The organism is Acinetobacter sp. BY419 (genome assembly GCF_019038395.1).
In the GTDB taxonomy this organism is placed as follows: Bacteria; Pseudomonadota; Gammaproteobacteria; order Pseudomonadales; family Moraxellaceae; genus Acinetobacter.
The window spans coordinates 68,678-86,220 of the sequence record NZ_JAGFXZ010000011.1 but is presented as its reverse complement, the minus strand read 5'-3'; the positions used below and the strand labels follow the sequence as shown (position 1 = coordinate 86,220).

General features: G+C 43.6%; 16 protein-coding genes and 1 pseudogene. 3 read left to right on the top strand and 14 right to left on the bottom strand.

What is annotated here, in order from left to right:
• The 5 genes from KUG37_RS06300 to KUG37_RS06280 all read right to left on the bottom strand — a co-directional run.
• A partial coding sequence (locus KUG37_RS06300; RefSeq protein ID WP_240627330.1) for a GTP-binding protein occupies nt 1–190 on the bottom strand: 190 nt, incomplete at its 3' end.
• Nucleotides 191–282: 92 nt separating this feature from the next.
• Nucleotides 283–2,418 carry an elongation factor G gene (gene fusA, locus KUG37_RS06295; protein WP_216940315.1) on the bottom strand — a complete coding sequence of 712 codons (2,136 nt, stop codon included), beginning with the start codon at nt 2,416–2,418 and terminating at the stop codon, nt 283–285.
• A gap of 128 nt (nt 2,419–2,546) precedes the next feature.
• Entirely contained in the window at nt 2,547–3,017 is a 471-nt protein-coding gene (rpsG, locus tag KUG37_RS06290) for a 30S ribosomal protein S7 (protein WP_004279240.1), read from the bottom strand.
• 178 nt (nt 3,018–3,195) lie between these two features.
• Nucleotides 3,196–3,570: a 30S ribosomal protein S12 gene (gene rpsL / locus KUG37_RS06285; protein WP_002050319.1), complete on the bottom strand. Its 375-nt coding sequence runs from the start codon at nt 3,568–3,570 to the stop codon at nt 3,196–3,198.
• A 156-nt stretch (nt 3,571–3,726) separates the two neighbouring features.
• On the bottom strand, nt 3,727–5,211 hold the full coding sequence (locus KUG37_RS06280) for an EcsC family protein (RefSeq protein WP_216940314.1): 1,485 nt from the start codon (nt 5,209–5,211) through the stop codon (nt 3,727–3,729).
• Nucleotides 5,212–5,485: 274 nt separating this feature from the next.
• Here KUG37_RS06280 and KUG37_RS06275 point away from each other — a divergent pair, with 274 nt between their 5' ends.
• Nucleotides 5,486–6,715 (top strand): beta-ketoacyl synthase N-terminal-like domain-containing protein, encoded by a 1,230-nt coding sequence (locus tag KUG37_RS06275; RefSeq protein WP_216940312.1) that lies wholly within the window; start codon nt 5,486–5,488, stop codon nt 6,713–6,715.
• A gap of 23 nt (nt 6,716–6,738) precedes the next feature.
• Entirely contained in the window at nt 6,739–7,191 is a 453-nt protein-coding gene (locus KUG37_RS06270; RefSeq protein ID WP_216940311.1) for a CopD family protein, read from the top strand.
• Nucleotides 7,192–8,088: 897 nt separating this feature from the next.
• Here the strand turns inward: KUG37_RS06270 and cfa are convergent.
• From cfa to KUG37_RS06245, 5 genes and pseudogenes are all read right to left on the bottom strand, one after another.
• Nucleotides 8,089–9,228, bottom strand: a complete 1,140-nt coding sequence (gene cfa, locus KUG37_RS06265) for a cyclopropane fatty acyl phospholipid synthase (protein ID WP_216940309.1) — start codon at nt 9,226–9,228, stop codon at nt 8,089–8,091.
• Between the two features lie 481 nt (nt 9,229–9,709).
• A pseudogene (locus tag KUG37_RS06260) lies at nt 9,710–11,130 on the bottom strand (amino acid permease).
• 168 nt (nt 11,131–11,298) lie between these two features.
• The gene (locus KUG37_RS06255) at nt 11,299–11,664 is read right to left on the bottom strand and encodes a RidA family protein (RefSeq protein WP_216934881.1); all 366 of its coding nucleotides are present in this window, start codon (nt 11,662–11,664) and stop codon (nt 11,299–11,301) included.
• 47 nt (nt 11,665–11,711) lie between these two features.
• Nucleotides 11,712–12,824, bottom strand: coding sequence for an alanine racemase (gene alr / locus KUG37_RS06250; RefSeq protein WP_216934777.1), 1,113 nt, complete (start codon nt 12,822–12,824; stop codon nt 11,712–11,714).
• 34 nt (nt 12,825–12,858) lie between these two features.
• Nucleotides 12,859–14,118, bottom strand: coding sequence for a D-amino acid dehydrogenase (locus KUG37_RS06245; protein ID WP_216934779.1), 1,260 nt, complete (start codon nt 14,116–14,118; stop codon nt 12,859–12,861).
• Between the two features lie 139 nt (nt 14,119–14,257).
• Between KUG37_RS06245 and KUG37_RS06240 the strand changes: the two genes are divergently transcribed.
• Entirely contained in the window at nt 14,258–14,725 is a 468-nt protein-coding gene (locus KUG37_RS06240; RefSeq protein WP_216934781.1) for an Lrp/AsnC ligand binding domain-containing protein, read from the top strand.
• Nucleotides 14,726–14,803: 78 nt separating this feature from the next.
• On the opposite strand, the gene lysM is transcribed toward KUG37_RS06240, so the two are convergent.
• From lysM to fabD, 4 genes are all read right to left on the bottom strand, one after another.
• A complete protein-coding gene (lysM, locus tag KUG37_RS06235; protein WP_216934783.1) occupies nt 14,804–15,301 on the bottom strand; it encodes a peptidoglycan-binding protein LysM in 498 nt (165 codons plus the stop codon).
• A 185-nt stretch (nt 15,302–15,486) separates the two neighbouring features.
• Entirely contained in the window at nt 15,487–15,723 is a 237-nt protein-coding gene (acpP, locus tag KUG37_RS06230; RefSeq protein WP_004646101.1) for an acyl carrier protein, read from the bottom strand.
• Between the two features lie 83 nt (nt 15,724–15,806).
• A complete protein-coding gene (fabG, locus tag KUG37_RS06225) occupies nt 15,807–16,541 on the bottom strand; it encodes a 3-oxoacyl-ACP reductase FabG (RefSeq protein WP_216934786.1) in 735 nt (244 codons plus the stop codon).
• Nucleotides 16,538–17,524 carry an ACP S-malonyltransferase gene (gene fabD / locus KUG37_RS06220; RefSeq protein WP_216934788.1) on the bottom strand — a complete coding sequence of 329 codons (987 nt, stop codon included), beginning with the start codon at nt 17,522–17,524 and terminating at the stop codon, nt 16,538–16,540. The genes fabG and fabD overlap by 4 nt, the downstream gene beginning before the upstream one ends.
• Nucleotides 17,525–17,543 lie beyond the last annotated feature (19 nt).

Sequence of the window (17,543 nt, the reverse complement as noted above, 5' to 3'; positions counted from 1 at the left end):
TAATTGTAATACCACGTGCTTTTTCTTCTGGTGCAGAGTCGATTGCAGCATAGTCTTTCGCTTCGCCGCCGAATTTCTTCGCACATACAGTTGCAATCGCAGCTGTTAAAGTTGTTTTACCATGGTCGACGTGACCAATTGTGCCCACGTTAACGTGTGGCTTATTACGTTCAAACTTAGCCTTAGCCATGAGATCTTCCTTTTTAAACTACCCATGCAGGATCACTGCATGAGCACTTGGGTTTAACTATGAATTAGTTTGGGCTTATAGTAATCGAAAGATTACTCGTCGTCACCTTTTTTACCGCCAGACTGGAACTTGGAAATAATGCCTTCAGCCACGTTACGTGGAGTTTCAGCATATTTAGCAAATTCCATAGAGTAAGTCGCACGACCTTGAGACATAGAACGCATATGAGTTGCGTAACCAAACATCTCAGCCAATGGAACTTCAGCACGGATTGCTTTAGTACCACCAGGTAAATCGTCCATACCCTGAACCATACCACGACGACGGTTTAAGTCACCCATGATATCGCCCATGTAGTCTTCTGGAGTTTCTACTTCAACTTTCATGATCGGTTCAAGAAGGATAGGATCCGCTTTCATGAAACCATCACGGAAGGCATAAGAACCTGCCATTTTGAACGATAATTCGTCAGAATCGACATCATGGTAAGAACCATCAAACAATGTCGCTTTGATGCCAACTACTGGATAACCAGCAAGGACACCATTCTTCATACGTTCCTGGATACCTTTGTCAACCGCGCCGAAGAATTCTTTAGGTACAACACCACCTACAACTTCTTCAACGAACTCGTAGTCTTTACCAGCTTCAGGATCCATCGGCTCTAAACGTACGTATACGTGACCGAATTTACCTTTACCACCAGTTTGACGTACGAATTTACCTTCTTGCTCAACAGTCTTTTTGATTGTTTCGCGGTAAGAAACCATTGGTTTACCAATATTCGCTTCAACACCAAACTCACGCTTCATACGGTCAACAATGATGTCAAGGTGAAGCTCACCCATACCAGCAATAATCGTTTGACCAGATTCTTCGTCTGTACGAACGCGGAACGATGGATCTTCTTTCGCCAAGCGACCTAAAGCAACTGACATTTTTTCTTGGTCAGCTTTAGTTTTAGGTTCAACTGCAAGTGCGATTACTGGCTCTGGGAATTCCATACGCTCTAGAGTGATCACGTGATTTTCATCACACAATGTATCACCCGTAGTCGTATCTTTAAGACCTACACACGCTGCAATGTCGCCTGCACGAATTTCTTCAATGTCTTTACGATCATTTGCATGCATCTGTACGATACGGCCAACACGCTCACGCTTCATTTTTACTGGGTTATAACACGGGCTACCCGCTTTAAGAACACCAGAATAAACACGTACGAAGGTTAAGTTACCTACGAATTTGTCGTTCATGATTTTGAACGCTAACGCAGCAAACGGCGCTTCGTCAGACGCTTCACGAGAACCTTCAGACTCAGCTTTGTCATCAAGGATACCCTTGATCGCTTCAACGTCAGTCGGCGCTGGCAAGAATTCAATTACCGCGTCCAACATACGTTGAACACCTTTGTTCTTGAATGCTGAACCACAAAGCATTGGTTGAATTTCGTTTGCCAGTGTACGCTTACGGATACCGGCAACGATTTCTTCTTTAGTAAGCTCTTCGCCTTCTAGGTACTTGTCCATCAGTTCTTCTGATGCTTCCGCAGCAGCTTCAACTAGGTTAGTACGCCATTCTTGAGCTAGCTCAAGTAATTCGGCAGGGATTTCACCATATTCGAACTGCATACCTTGAGATGCTTCATCCCAGATAATCGATTTCATTTCGATTAGGTCAACAACACCCTGGAAGTTTTCTTCTGCACCAATTGGAACAACGATTGGCACTGGATTACCGCCAAGACGTGTTTTAACTTGTTCAACTGCACGGAAGAAGTTTGCGCCAGTACGGTCCATTTTGTTAACGAACGCAATACGAGGTACTTTATATTTATTTGCTTGACGCCATACAGTTTCTGACTGAGGCTGAACACCACCTACAGCACAGTAAACCATGCACGCACCGTCAAGAACACGCATAGAACGCTCAACTTCGATCGTGAAGTCAACGTGTCCCGGGGTGTCAATTACGTTAATACGGTGTTGTTCGAACTGGTTGCCCATACCTTTCCAGAAGCATGTTACAGCTGCTGAGGTAATGGTAATACCACGTTCTTGCTCTTGTTCCATCCAGTCCGTAGTTGCCGAACCTTCGTGAGTTTCACCAAGTTTATGGCTCTCACCTGTGTAGAACAAAATACGTTCAGAAGTCGTTGTCTTACCTGCGTCAATGTGCGCAGAAATACCAATGTTACGGTAACGAGAAATTGGGGTTTGACGTGCCATGATTTCTAGCATTCCTAAATTTTGTTGTTTAAAACAGGACGCTTTAAGCTGCGTAGCAACTTAAAGCGCTTTGGTGACAAAACCATGACGGTCTTATCACCTTCCTGAATAGGGCCTGTTTTATCTGCTTAGAAACGATAGTGAGAGAATGCTTTGTTGGCTTCAGCCATACGGTGCACATCTTCACGTTTCTTAACCGCAGCGCCTTTGCCTTCAGATGCATCAAGCAACTCGCCAGCAAGACGTAAAGCCATAGTTTTTTCAGAACGCTTAGCAGCAGCATCTACTAACCAACGCATCGCTAGAGCAGTACGACGGGATGGGCGCACTTCCATAGGAACTTGGTATGTAGCACCACCAACACGGCGTGCTTTTACTTCGACCATTGGACGAACTTTTTCAAGAGTAGTCTCGAAAAATTCAACTGGGTCTACTTTAGATTTTTCTTGAACGCGGTCTAAAGCACCGTAAACGATACTTTCAGCAATAGATTTTTTACCATCTTGCATTACGTGGTTCATGAATTTAGCGATTGTTTGGCTGCTGAACTTAGGATCCGGAAGGATTTCACGAGCAGCGACTACGCGACGTCTTGGCATTTTAAACTACCTATAAAGATGACACTTCAGGTTTATCCAGCATTAGCACAAAGTGTCATGTGCATTCGCTGGCCTTACTACACGTCGCTTGAATTTCACAAAATTAAATGCAGAAATCAGACAAGCGAGACGATAAAGGATTGCGGTTCTACGTTCTTAAAATTTAATTCTTAACGAATTATTTCTTAGGACGTTTAGTACCGTATTTAGAACGAGACTGGTTACGATCTTTAACACCAGCACAGTCTAAAGAACCACGAACGGTATGGTAACGTACACCCGGTAAATCTTTAACACGACCACCACGGATAAGAACAACACTGTGCTCTTGCAGGTTATGGCCTTCACCACCGATGTAGCTAGAAACTTCAAAACCTGAAGTTAAGCGAACACGGCAAACTTTACGCATTGCTGAGTTTGGTTTTTTAGGTGTAGTTGTGTAAACACGTGTACAAACACCACGGCGCTGTGGACAAGCCTTCAACGCAGGAACTTTAGATTTTTCAACTAAAGTCGTACGACCCTTGCGGATCAACTGATTTGTTGTTGCCATTTGGCAATTCTCCCGTTAATAAAAAGCCCCAAAAAAATACTACTTTTTGAGGGCATGCAATTGTAATTCAAGATGCAAAATTGGTCAACCTAATCAAGTCATGCAAATGCCGATTCTCACGACATTGCATGCTTTTATTTCAGCCTCAAAATTCGATTATTTTTTCGAATTTTTACCGGTTTTTTTTGTAACTTCTTGAATTTCAGATTCAGTTTCTGAATTTTCAGGCTCATCTCCCCCCTGCTCTGAAGCCTCTGCAGTAGATTCAGCCTCGGCTGCAGCTTCTGGATGAAATTCAGCTTCAACTTCCGGATCAAATGAAGTTTTGGTTAAAGCTGGTTGTTGTGACTGCTTCTCTGCCGTAGGCTCAACCAACTCATCGCTGAGTGCCTCCAGACCTTCACTTACCTTTTCATCTTCCTTCACTTCAACTTCTTGAGAACTCAGATCATTCTGCTCTTTTTTGACCAGCTTGACCTGGCTAATATTATCATTTCCCTCAACCGGAATCTCTTTATCCATGATCGGTTTATCTTTCGGAGGTTCAGCCACCTGAGAGGCACCATTGAGCAGTTTAGGGGATGCCTGTTGCAACAAACTGACTGCTTTCTCATAGGCAGCATAAGGTGAGAGTTCTGAATCCTGATGCTGAATCAGGTATTGACGTGCATGTGAGAAGGCCTCCTGAGCTTTCTGATTTACATCCTCAACAAAACGATGGCTATATACTGCACCAATACCTGCACTTGCCAGAGGAGTGAGTTTGGTTAATTGTTCCAAAATCGAAGTTTTTGGCAGATGATTCATCCATTCCCATTTAGACTCTACCTCATGACGACTTAGCCACTGCTTGATGGCACTGACATCATTATCAGAACCAAGCATTGCCTGTAACTGGGAAATATCATGGGTTTTAAGCGTATTGCTTACAGCTTTTAAGCCCCACAACAAGGTCTGCTTTTCTGCAATCAGGCCGAGGTCTATCTGTCTAAAGATATGCTGGACAATTTCCTGATCCTCTTCTTTACTCAGGTCAAAACCATAAGAACGGCCAACCTGATAAATGGTACGCAGCGCCATGAGTAAAGAAGCCGGGATATCGATCGCGGTGCCCAGCACTCCTGAAGCACCACTCACTGCGCCCTGTATTGCCGCAATCCATTTATTCTGCTCACCCAAAGCTTGTGAAATACGTTTCGAGCGATCGACGTCCTGAGTGAGTTCCTCTAAATTTTTCGCTCCAGCTTCATCCAGAATGGCATCCACTGAACTGGTTTGATTACTAAACTGGTTCAAACGCTCATAAAAATAATTGGATACTTTTTCTGTCAGGTCTGGAGAAACAAAATGCGCGACATTATTCACGGTATTAAAACGGTGCCCGAGAAGTTGACGGGATACGTTTGGAAGATGATCGCGGAGCATTTGCTGAGGATTGTCATATTTTTTAGCTGAAAAAGCGCTTTTCGTCTTTGCCGAACCATTAATCACCTGATCAGAGCCTGAAGGCTTTAGCGCCTTAGTTACCGAATCCGGTGCAACATGATTCAATAAATCCAATCCGGTTGAACTGAACTTTTTCGCCACTCCAAAGGCATTCGAAATCAGACCATTAGATTGTTTATTATTAGCATTTACCATTTTTTACCTCAGCATTCATGTGCTTGTATTTGGTATAAATACTAGGTGTAGTCAGCATTTATCTCAACTTTATTCTGTTTCATTTAGTAAAACCCCTACACGCCGACTCACAAACTCAACCGACTGTCACACGGCATAACATTTGCCATAAGATTTCAAAAGCCTTTCTGCTATCATGTTCCCCATCATGAAATAAGGCTTAGCGCTGAATTTGGCGATTTAAAAGTCCCTGTATCTGCCGCTGGGCATAGAGCTAAACTATAAGGATCTGTAGATGAAACGTGTTGTCATCACTGGCATGGGTATTAACTCGTGTATTGGTAATACATTAGAGGATGTAAACCATTCTTTACAAAACGGGATTTCAGGAACACGTTTTAATCCGACTTATGCTGAACTCAATTTCAAAAGTCATGTCAGTGCTGCAGCCGAGCAGGATTTTGACGGTATTGACCGCAAACTCAAACGCTTTATGGGCGTGTGTGCGATGTATGCCTACAACTCTGCCCTTGCTGCAGTCGAACATGCAGGTTTACAGGTTGAAGAATTAGCGGGTAACCCACGTTATGGTATTACCGGTGGTTCAGGCGGCGGCTCAACTGCATCTGTCATTGAAATGAACGAATTATTGCAAACCAAAGGCGCGCGTAAAGTCGGTCCTTTCTTTGTACCGCGCAACATGACTAACACCATTACAGCAAACGTTGGCGTAGCTTTCAAATTACAAGGTGTGGCACATACCATTACCAGTGCATGTGCAACCTCTGCCGATGCGATCGGCTATGCCTACAACCTGATTCAACTTGGCAAGCAGGATTTAATGCTGGCAGGTGGCGGTGAAGAAGATCACTGGTCACAAAGCTTATTATTTGATGCGATGGGCGCACTCTGCTCTAAATACAATGACAGCCCTGAAACAGCATCACGCCCTTATTCTGCTGACCGTGACGGTTTCGTGATTGCCGGTGGTGGTGGTTTTGTGGTGCTTGAGTCTTTGGAACATGCGCAAGCACGTGGTGCCAACATTCTTGCAGAAGTAGTAGGCTATGCAGCTAACTCGGATGGTGCCGACATGGTTGCGCCATCTGGTGAAGGTGCAACACGTTGTGTACTTATGGCTTTAGAAGAAGCCAAACAACACGGTATAGATAAGATTGACTATGTAAATACACATGGTACTTCTACTCCGGCAGGCGACATCACAGAACTGAAAGCAATGGAACGTGCTTTTGGTGAAGGTCAGGTTCCTCCACTAAGCTCAACCAAGTCCATGACAGGTCACAGTCTTGGTGCTGCCGGCGTACAAGAAGCGATTTATTCGGTTCTGATGATGCAAAATGACTTTATTGCTCCAAACATTAACGTGACCGAGCTGGATGAAGGTGCAAAACCATTTGATATCGTGCTTGAAAAACGTGACGCAAAATTGAATACTGTGATGAGTAACAGTTTCGGTTTCGGCGGCGTAAATGCCTGTCTCATCTTCAAAAAATGGGAAGGCTAAGCCGCCCATTTTAGGGTGACTTAATGGATGCTCCTTCTGATGCTTTCTTGTGGGTAAAAGCATTACATATTATTGCAGTGGTTTGCTGGTTCGCGGCTTTGTTCTACTTGCCGCGTTTATATGTTTATCATGCCATGAGCGAAGATGTTCTTAGCCATCAGCGCTTTGAAGTCATGGAGCGTAAGCTGTACCGTGGCATCATGTGGCCAGCTATGCTGGCCACTCTGATTACCGCACACTTTCTGGTCGACTGGGGTGATGCAACGCAGCATTACCATGAAGCCTTATGGTTCTACCTTAAAGTCGGCTTGGTCGGCTTATTGGTCATTTACCATCTGGTGTGTGGCTATTACCGTAAGAAACTGATTGATAATCCACATTACAAGTCACACAAGTTTTGGCGTTATTTTAATGAGATGCCAACCCTGATCTTATTTGCCGTGGTAATTCTGGTGGTGGTTAAACCGCAGTTTTAATTTATTTGATTTAAAAAAACCTCCAATAGGAGGTTTTTTTAAATCTTTTTTTACCCACTAATCCAAATCTTGCTTAAGCCAAGTTTTCCATAATACCCATGTAAGCATCTAGTAAATCCCACTTTTTCTAACTCAGGAATATGGGGATAATATCCAAAAATCTCGATGGACACCTATTTAAGAATTTAACGACAGGTAGAGACACTATACCAACGCTAAAAAAAGTCTCGTCAAACCTGTACAACTGAATTTAAACAGCATCTTATCGAGCAATGCCAGAAGCCAGATACATCGCTTGGAAAAAGCTACAATGCAACATCTGGTCAATGCCGATCTGCTGCATAAATCGCGTTAAAGCATATCGTCATAGTCAGATTATAGACAAAGCAAGAGAGGGAATGACGACTAAAATTTTAGGGTTAAGTGATAGTTTTGGAATTCAGTTAAATTCTACTTAATGCCCGGACACTTTATTGATTTAGTAGAAGTTAAGCCATTAATCAAAGCTACAGAGTTTCAAGTCTTATGGGCAGGTAAGGCATTTGATCGCTAATGACTTTTGCAAATTAAAAGAATTTAAATGCCTAGCCCTACGCAGAGAAAACCAGATTCAGGTTTTCACGCTATGATTCATCTTTTTGCCAGTGCAATTAACTCACGTTAATTCTCAACAGACCTTCATACAAATAATTTTCTTGTTACTTAAATTCGGTTTACTACCTCATGTTCATGACTGCTGCCTTTGCATTTTCTTGGCTTAAGCCTCAAAATCATTTTTAGTCCGAAAATCGCTCTAAATTGATCTTAAAGAACGTAGAAAAGTATGAGATCAGCAGAAATTTTCTGGATGATTTTAAAGAAACATTCTAATCCGTAACTCATCGTTAATCTCATATTCTAACGTGCAATTCGAACCTCTCCTTCTATACCATTTGGGCTGAATACGATTTGCCATAATTGTAATTCTCTTGCTCGAAATGCTCCGGCACAGGCATTTAAATAATAATTAAACATTCGTTTAAAGCGCGTACTATAATTGGCTTCAATTTCTGGCCACGCTTGAATAAATCTTTCAGACCAAGCCCGAAGTGTTAAATCATAATCGGTACCAAAATTATGCCAATCTTCCATAATAAATTTGTCACTACTAAAATGAGCAATTTTTTCGATTGAGGGTATGTAACCATTAGGGAAAATATATTTAGTTATCCATGGATCAGCACCAATCCTGGTTGTATTAGAACCAATGGTGTGCAATAAAAACAATCCGTCAGCATTTAAATTACGTTGTACGACTTGAAAATAAGTATCGTAATTTTTCAGCCCTACATGCTCAAACATGCCTATAGATGCGATACGATCGAATCGATCATTTAAGTTACGATAATCCATGAGCAAAATTTCAACATCGAGTCCTTTACATCGCTCAACTGCTAGCTTTTGTTGTTCTTTAGAAATAGTAATACCTACAACCGAAACTTGATAATTTTTAGCTGCATACTCGGCTAACCCCCCCCAACCACAACCAATATCTAATAATCGCATACCCGGCTGCAAGTCAAGCTTGCGACAGATTAAATCGAGTTTTTGTTGCTGGGCTTGAAAAAGATTATCGGTATTTTTCCAGTAGGCACAAGAATATTGCATATATGGATCAAGCATATGGTTAAAAAGATCATTACCAAGATCGTAATGTTCTTCACCCACCTTCCATGCTCTTTTTTGAGTCTGTAAATTTCTAATTCGAGAAATTGCAATTCTGAGGATATCTTTTAAATTATGCGGTAATTTTTTATCTAACTTAGCACGTAAAATTTTATAAAATAGAATATCTAGCCTGTCACAATCCCACCAGCCATCCATATAACTTTCACCAAGACCTAATGAGCCCTGCTGTAAGACCCGGTTATAAAAATCCTCATTATGTATGTGTATGTCATAAGGCTGGTCACCATTAATATGAATGCCGGCTTCATCCAATAATTTTGCCACGATATCTCTTAGGCCATTGTTTTTATGCTCAACATAGATATTCATATCTACTCCTACATATTCTAATTTTTGAATTTTATTAAATAATTATTTAATTTTAGATTGTTCGATCTCTTATGAATCTCATTCCAAGTATCAGATCAGATCACGCTTATTTTTTAGCAGCAATTCATCGGCCATTTGAGGATCCAGACTTTGCGCTCTGAAGAGATTAGCTAATGATTGCAAAATTTTGGCTCTTAGACTGTTTTTCTAATGTTAAGAGATGAGGCTCCTATTGTAGGTAGATCATTGCAAAAAGACTTTTATCATTAATAAAGTCAGCATCCGCTGAATCCGGTGTCTATTTTTTAATTTTGATCGGGTTTGGCCCTAGTTCTGCTATTTTATCAAATTAATTTTTTATCCATGATTCGCGGTTAACTCAATTTCCAATCATTATTAAAATAGATCCTCATAAAAAGGGAGTGGTTTCTTCCACTCCCTTTTTAATTATCCGAACCCATAATTACTGTATGTCTAAAGACTAATTACGCTTTTTTATTCTTGGTTTATACAGCAGACGATAGGTCACCGCCAGAATAATCAACCACAAAGGACTAATCATTAGCGCTTTTAGAGTATCAGACTCCAGACTTAAAATAATCAATGCAAACAACAGGAATGCCAATACGATATAAGACATCCATCCCCCACCCGGCATTTTAAAATTCGAAGCCGCATGCTTTTGCGGTTGCTGCTTACGGTAACGGATGTAGCACACCATGATGATGCTCCAGATACTGATAAACAGGATCACACACAGCGAACTTGCCAAGGTAAAGGCTTCCATCGTGTTTGGCACAAAATATTGAAACGCCGCCCCCAGCATGATAAAAGCACAGGAGAAAAACAACCCTGTGGCTGGTACAGCCCTGCTAAATAACCGAGCTAAAGCTTGAGGTGCCTGCCCATCACGTGCCAGACCAAACAACATACGGCTGGTCGAGAACACCCCACTGTTCATAGAGGACATCACTGACGACAAAACTACCAGGTTCATAATAATAGCGGAAGTCGGAATACCTGCATACAGGAACAAACTCACAAACGGACTTTGATCGGCAGGAATCAGATGCCATGGTGTGACCGACATGATCATTAGTAATGACAATACATAGAACAGAATGATCCGCGTAGGAATTGCGTTGACCGCTTTGGGTAAGTTCTTTTCCGGATCTTTGGTTTCTGCCGCCATGGTGCCGAGCAGTTCCACCCCAACAAAGGCAAACATGGCTATCTGGAAACCTGCCAGGAAACCAGTAAAGCCTTTGGGAAATAACCCGCCATGTGCCCAGACATTACTAAAGCTGGCAACGGCGCCACCCGGTGCCTGAAAACCGCTAAACACCATATAACCACCGACAACTATCAAACCGAGAATGGCTAAAATCTTGATCAGTGCAAACCAGAACTCAATCTCACCAAACAGTTTTACCGTTACCAGGTTAATTGCAAGAATAAACAGTACGCAGCCAACACTAATCATCGCCTGTCCCATCGGGGTAAAGGCTGTGCCCTCGGGCAACCAGAAACTCAGATAGTAATAATCGCCGCGAGATCGGCAATACCCACCAGCACCCAACCGAGCCAGTATGACCAGCCAATATAATAACCTGCACCCGGCCCAATCAGATCATGTGCCATATCAATAAAGGATTTGTAATTCAGATTGGACAGCAGCATTTCACCTAATGCACGCATCAGGAAGAAGAACATTCCACCAATGATCATATAAATGATCAAAATCGAAGGGCCTGCCAGGGCAATGGTTTTGCCTGAACCCATAAACAGGCCGGTACCTATACAACCACCGATGGCGATTAACTGTAAATGTCGGTTAGAGAGTTTTCGTTGCAACTCATGTGGCGACGATTTTACGTCTTCTGTGCTTGGGGTGGTCTTCATTTTTACATCCTTTTTAATTTTTACCACAGCTTTAAGCTGAATTTAAAGCGTTCAGTCCTCGAACGTTGATATGACATTTTCATACTTATTACTGCGCTGTTCAGTGAGATTTACTGCACTTGAACCAGCTCAATCATTGCGGGGCAGATTTAAACCTCAAAAATCAAATTAAGCTTGAGCTGCAATGACTGCAATTTCAATCAGCCAGTCCGGATTGACCAAATCTGCCTGAATTGTGGCACGTGCCGGAGTGCCATGACCTTGCAACCATTCCACCCAAAGCTGGTTCACAGTGGCAAAGTCATCTAGATGTTTTACAAATAATTGGACAGAAAGCAGCCGGCTTTTATCGGTATTTGCCAGGGCGAGCAATTCCTCAATTTTGGCAAAGACTTCCAGTGTCTGTCCGCGCATATCCAGATCCGTACTATTCGGCACCTGACCTGATAAATAGACAGTTTGATGATGTATGGTCACTGCACTCATGATTTGATTGCTGTTGAGTCGCTGGATCGCTGTATTTGCCTGTGTCAGGCTGATCTTCCTTGTTTTGGATATGTAAATAAAACTGAATTAAAAACTTAGCTTTCAATCTGAAAATTAACCCGAGCGGTCACTGCACACATCAGCTCATAGCCGATGGTGCCCGAGCTGGCAGCCACTTCATCAATCGGCAAAAGCACACCTTGAGAAGATTGCCCCCAAAGTACCACCTCACTACCTACATCCGCCTGTGGCAGTGCAGTCACATCGACGGCCAGCATATCCATGCTGATCCGACCCAGTGTATGCGTTTTCACTGAATCAACCAGTACTGGCGTACCGGTCGCCGATAGCCGCTGATAGCCATCGGCATAGCCACAGGCCACCACCCCGATCCGCATCTGCTGCGTGGCGATAAATCTGGAACCATAGCCAATGCTATCGCCTGTTTGAACAGTTTGAATGGCGATAATTTCACTGCGTAAGCTCATAGTCGGGAGCAAATTCCAGTCTTGAATTGTATGGGCTGGATAATCCGGCGAACTGCCGTACAGCATGATGCCGCTACGTACAATATCGGAATGCAGGGATTGATGATGCCGCAGAATGGCCGCACTATTACTGAGTGAGGTTTTACCCCCAAGCCCCTGAATGGTCTGGCTAAAAACAAGGTTTTGATGCTCAATTCCATCCGCTCCAAAACGCTCGCCATCCGCATCGGAAAAATGGGTCATATGAGTGATTGAACGGACATTGTTCAGCTGATGCAGTTCCTGCCAGATCTCTGCATATTGCTGCGGCTCGAAACCCAGACGGTTCATGCCACTATTCATTTTCAAATACACATCAAACTGTGCATCGGGCGCTATTTCGCCAAACTGTTTCAACCATTGCAATTGATGCCGGGAATGAATGGCAAAGCTCATTTCATGCTTTGCACATTCAAATAAATCTTCCAAGGCAAAAATACCTTCGAGCAACAGCAACGGTTTTTTGCATCCGAGCGCACGTAACCGTTTACCTTCTTCAATATCCAGAAAGGCAAACCCGTCTGCACTCTGAAGTGCCGTATAAACACGTTCAATCCCGTGTCCATAGGCATTGGCCTTGACCACGGCAAAAACCTGACTGTTAGGCATACATTGGCGTGAAACGCTCAAATTATGCGCAATTGCCTGTTGATGAATGATTGCAGTAATGGGACGTGGCATAAACTCCTCCTTGAATATTCCGCATCAGATAGTCTTAGGCCGCCTGGTGATAGCGTGCCAAAGACAAACCTTCGGTGCTGATTTCAGGATCACGTGCCAATACCAGATCACTGATCAATTTGCCCGAACCACAGGCCATGGTCCAACCCAATGTGCCATGTCCGGTATTCAGGAACAGGTTTTTAAAGCGGGTTTTTCCAATGATTGGCGTACTGTCTGGAGTCATTGGACGCAAGCCTGTCCAGAAGCTGGCCTGATTCATGTCACCCCCCGGGAATAAGTCACGGGTCACCATTTCCAGCGTGCCGCGACGGTCTTCATTCAGACCCAAGTTAAAACCGCTCAGTTCAGCCATTCCCCCTACGCGGATGCGCTGGTCAAAACGGGTGATTGCAATTTTATAGGTTTCATCCAGCACGGTAGATTGCGGTGCATAGGCCGGATCTAAAATAGGAATGGTCAGTGAATAACCTTTCACCGGATATACCGGTAAATTCAGTTCGAGCGGTTTAAGAAAATCACGCGAATAACTGCCAAAGGCCAGCACGTATTTATCTGCGGTGAGCACCTGACCATTTACCAGCACACCTTTGATCTGATCACCTTCTACAATCAGCTTTTCAACGTTTTGATTAAACTTGAACTCCACACCCATCCCTTTGGCATGCTCTGCCAGGGCATTGGTAAACAGATAGCAGTCACCCGTTTCATCATTGGGTAAATGCAGACCGCCGACCAGTTTGTCTTTTGCCTGAGCCAATGCCGGCTCTACACGCGCCAGTCCATCGCGATCCAGCAGCTCAAACTCTACTCCGGTTTCTTTCAGAACTTCGATATCGCGCTGAACCGCATCCAGCTGCGCATCTTTACGGAAAATCTGCAAGGTACCTTTAGAGCGGTTCTCGTAAGAGATACCAATATCACGACGTAAATTACGCAAACAGTCACGACTGTATTCAGCCACACGCACCATCCGCTCTTTATTCACGGCATAATCCTGGGCATTACAGTTTTTCAGCATTTGCGCCATCCACTGCAATTGCCACAGGCTCCCATCGACATTAATCGCCAAAGGTGCATGATGCTGGAACATCCATTTGACTGCCTTGAAAGGAATACCTGGTGCTGCCCAAGGAGTCGAGTATCCCGGAGAAATCTGCCCGGCATTACCGAAGCTGGTTTCTTGAGCCGGACCTGCCTGACGATCCAGTACAGTTACGGTTGCTTCCTGCTGCGCCAGATAGTAAGCGCTTGCCACACCAATCACACCACTACCCAAAACCAATACGCGCATTACTTTAGCCTCAAACATCTTTTTAGTTTATTTCACTAGTATATTTTCCCCTTAGTAGTTAAATTCACTATATTCAAACTGTATATTCAGTGAAATAAATATTTTTTCGAGCAGAATTAAAAAAAAGAGGGAAATCTTGATGCGTAAATTAGACCGCATTGATCGCATGATTCTGGATATCCTGCAACGCGATGGCCGGATTGCCATTAGCGAGCTGGCAGCGCGTGTAAACCTGTCAACCACTCCCTGTTCAGAACGAGTGAAACGACTGGAGCGCGAAGGCATTATCATGGGTTATTACGCGCGTTTAAATCCGGAACTGCTGGAACGCAATTTACTGGTCTTTTTGGAAATCAAACTTTCTGCCAAATCGGGTGATGTCTTTGATCAGGTCGCACGTAATCTGACAGAAATTCCGGAAGTACTGGAATGCCATTTAATTTCCGGTGACTTTGATTATCTGGTCAAAGCACGCTTAAAGGAAATGAGCGCCTATCGCCGCCTGCTAGGAGATTTACTGAAAAAACTACCCGCTTCTGCTTCATCACACAGTTATGTGGTTATGGAAGAAGTTAAAGAAAGTTTATATCTGGATCTAGGCATCTAGTGATTCTTAAAATCTTGATTAAAAAATAAAGCCCCAAATGGGACTTTATTTAGAAACGTATTTTTTAGACATAATGCCCTAAGCAGGAATACGCAATACCTGTCCCGGGAAAATATCATCCGCATTTTTGAGCAGTGGGCTATTGGCCTCAAAAATTTTATTATACTGGTTGGCATCACCATAAAATTCTTTAGAGATCTTGGACAAAGTATCACCTGATTTTACCGTGTAGAATTTACTTTCTGGTTCAGGACTGCTTACAGTCAGCTGATCATCTACTTTTGCCACATGATCAATATTTCCCACTGCCAGAATAATCTTTTCACGATCGGCCTGACTTTGTACCTGACCTCTGACAGTTGCCAGATCCGAAGCAGAGTTATAACTGATAGATAAACCGCTAATCGGTAGTCCCAGACTTTTTACATGACCGAGCAATTTATTCGCCACTTCTTGGGCAGAAGGCTCTGCAGGTTTTGCTGCAGCGGCTGGAGTAGTATTTGCTGGTGCAGCCTGCGGCTCTGCGGCAGCTGTATTTTTCTTACCGATACCTTTTACAAAATCAAAAAGACCCATATTGGACTCCATTCTTGTTGTTAATGTCACATCACTCCTATTTTTATAATAAAAATAGCCAAGCATAGTTAGTCATTGGTGACAGAAAGGTAATGGATTGTAAAACCCGGATTATTGCTGCAAACCGGCACAAAAAAACCACCTTAACGGTGGTCTTTTATGCTCAGCAAAGCTGAAATCGGCGATTAACCAAGTTTCTTAGAAACATAATCAATTGCAGATTGAACAGTTGTGATTTCGTTAGAATCTTCATCAGGAATAGTGATGTCGAAATCATTTTCGAAAGACATAACAAGTTCAACTAGATCGAGAGAATCTGCACCTAAGTCATCCATGAAAGACGCTTCGTTTTTAATCTCTTCGATTTTGATACCAAGTTGTTCTGCAACTGCTTGCTTAACACGTTGTTCGATATCGCTCACAGGAATTCTCCTCATTGCTTGTGGCGTTTTTAATGCCGTTAGTTTAATTGAATCTAAAAAATTTGGAAAGTTTATACTTGAGCTTAGCTCATGTATAAGCCCCCATTTACATGCATAACTGTACCAGTAATGTAACTGGCTTTATCTGAAGCCAGGAAACTTACGGCATTTGCGACATCCTGCGGATCACCCAAACGGTTTAACGCCACCTGCTCAGTCATTTTTTTGCGAATCTCTTCGCTTAACTGTTCCGTCATTTCAGTTGCAATAAAGCCTGGTGCAACCGAGTTGACAGTAATCTGACGGCTACCCATTTCTTTCGCTAGGCTACGACCAAATGCTTCAATACCGGCTTTGGCAGCAGAATAGTTGGCCTGACCCGGGTTGGCAAAGTGTGCCACCACCGAACTGATGTTGATGATGCGACCAAAACGCGCCTTGGTCATGCCTTTCAGCACACGCTTGGACAGACGGTATACCGCTTTCAGGTGAATATTTAAAATATCATCCCAGTCATCTTCAGACATACGCAATAGCAGATTGTCTTTGGTAATACCGGCATTATTGACCAATACAAGAACTGGGCCAAAGTTCTGTTCGATGTCTGTCACCAGTGCATCAATCGCAGCGCCATCCCGAACGTCTAGTACTTTACCTGCACCATTTTCAGCAAACTGTGCAGATAATTTTTCCGCACCTGCATCGGAAGTCGCCGTACCTACGACAAAATAACCGTCCTGAATTAATTGTTGTGCGATCGCAGCACCAATACCACGACTTGCACCTGTTACTAGGGCAACTTTACGTTCCTGTGTCATGCAATTTTCCCTTCTGCCGCCAATACGGTATTTAATGCATCTTCCAGACGGGACTGACTGTCCAGTGGAAGTGCTTTTTGAATATTCGGCAAGCGTTTCGCCAAGTTGGTCAATACATTACCCGGACCACATTCTACGATGTACTCAACGCCTTCATCTTGAAGGAATTGCAAGGTTTTGGTCCATTGTACCGACTCATAAAGTTGCGCGGTCAAAGCCTGACGCAATTCATCTACATTGCTTGCTGCCTGCGCGCTCACATTTTGTAATACAGGAATACGTGGCAGCTCAATGGCGGTTTGTTCCAATGCTGGAGCAAACTGTTCAGCGGCAGGTTTCATTAATGAACAGTGCGATGGAACCGATACTGGCAGTGCAATGGCTTTGCCGCCATTTTCTTTGGCCAGTGCCATCACCGCTTCAACGCGATCTTTATTGCCTGCCACCACAACCTGCCCTTGCGCATTGTAGTTCGCTGCTTCAACAGAACCTTCACCTGATTCAGTTGCTTGTGTACACAGCTCAATCACTTTGGCATCATCCAGACCCAAAATGGCAGCCATTGAGCCTACACCCTGAGGTACTGCAGTCTGCATCAGTTTACCACGCAGGTTCACCAGCTTTGCAGCATCACCCAAGCTTAAAGCACCCGATGCGACCAGAGCACTGTATTCACCCAGTGAATGGCCTGCGAGATATTTCGGTGCTACACCGCCAGCTTCCAGCCAGACGCGCCACAAGGCAATGCTTGCAGTCAGTAATACCGGCTGGGTAAATTCGGTTTGATTTAAGTTTTCGCCAGTTTGCGCAATCTGCCACAGATCAAAACCGACGGCTTCAGACGCTTCTGCAAATGTCTCGCGAATACTGGCAAACTGTTCTGCAAGTTCAGCCAACATACCGGCTTTTTGTGAACCCTGACCCGGAAACACAAATGCAGTTTTCGTCGCTGGTGCTGCTTGTTCGAGTGGTGTAGCAGACATAATAAAATCCTTTCATTCA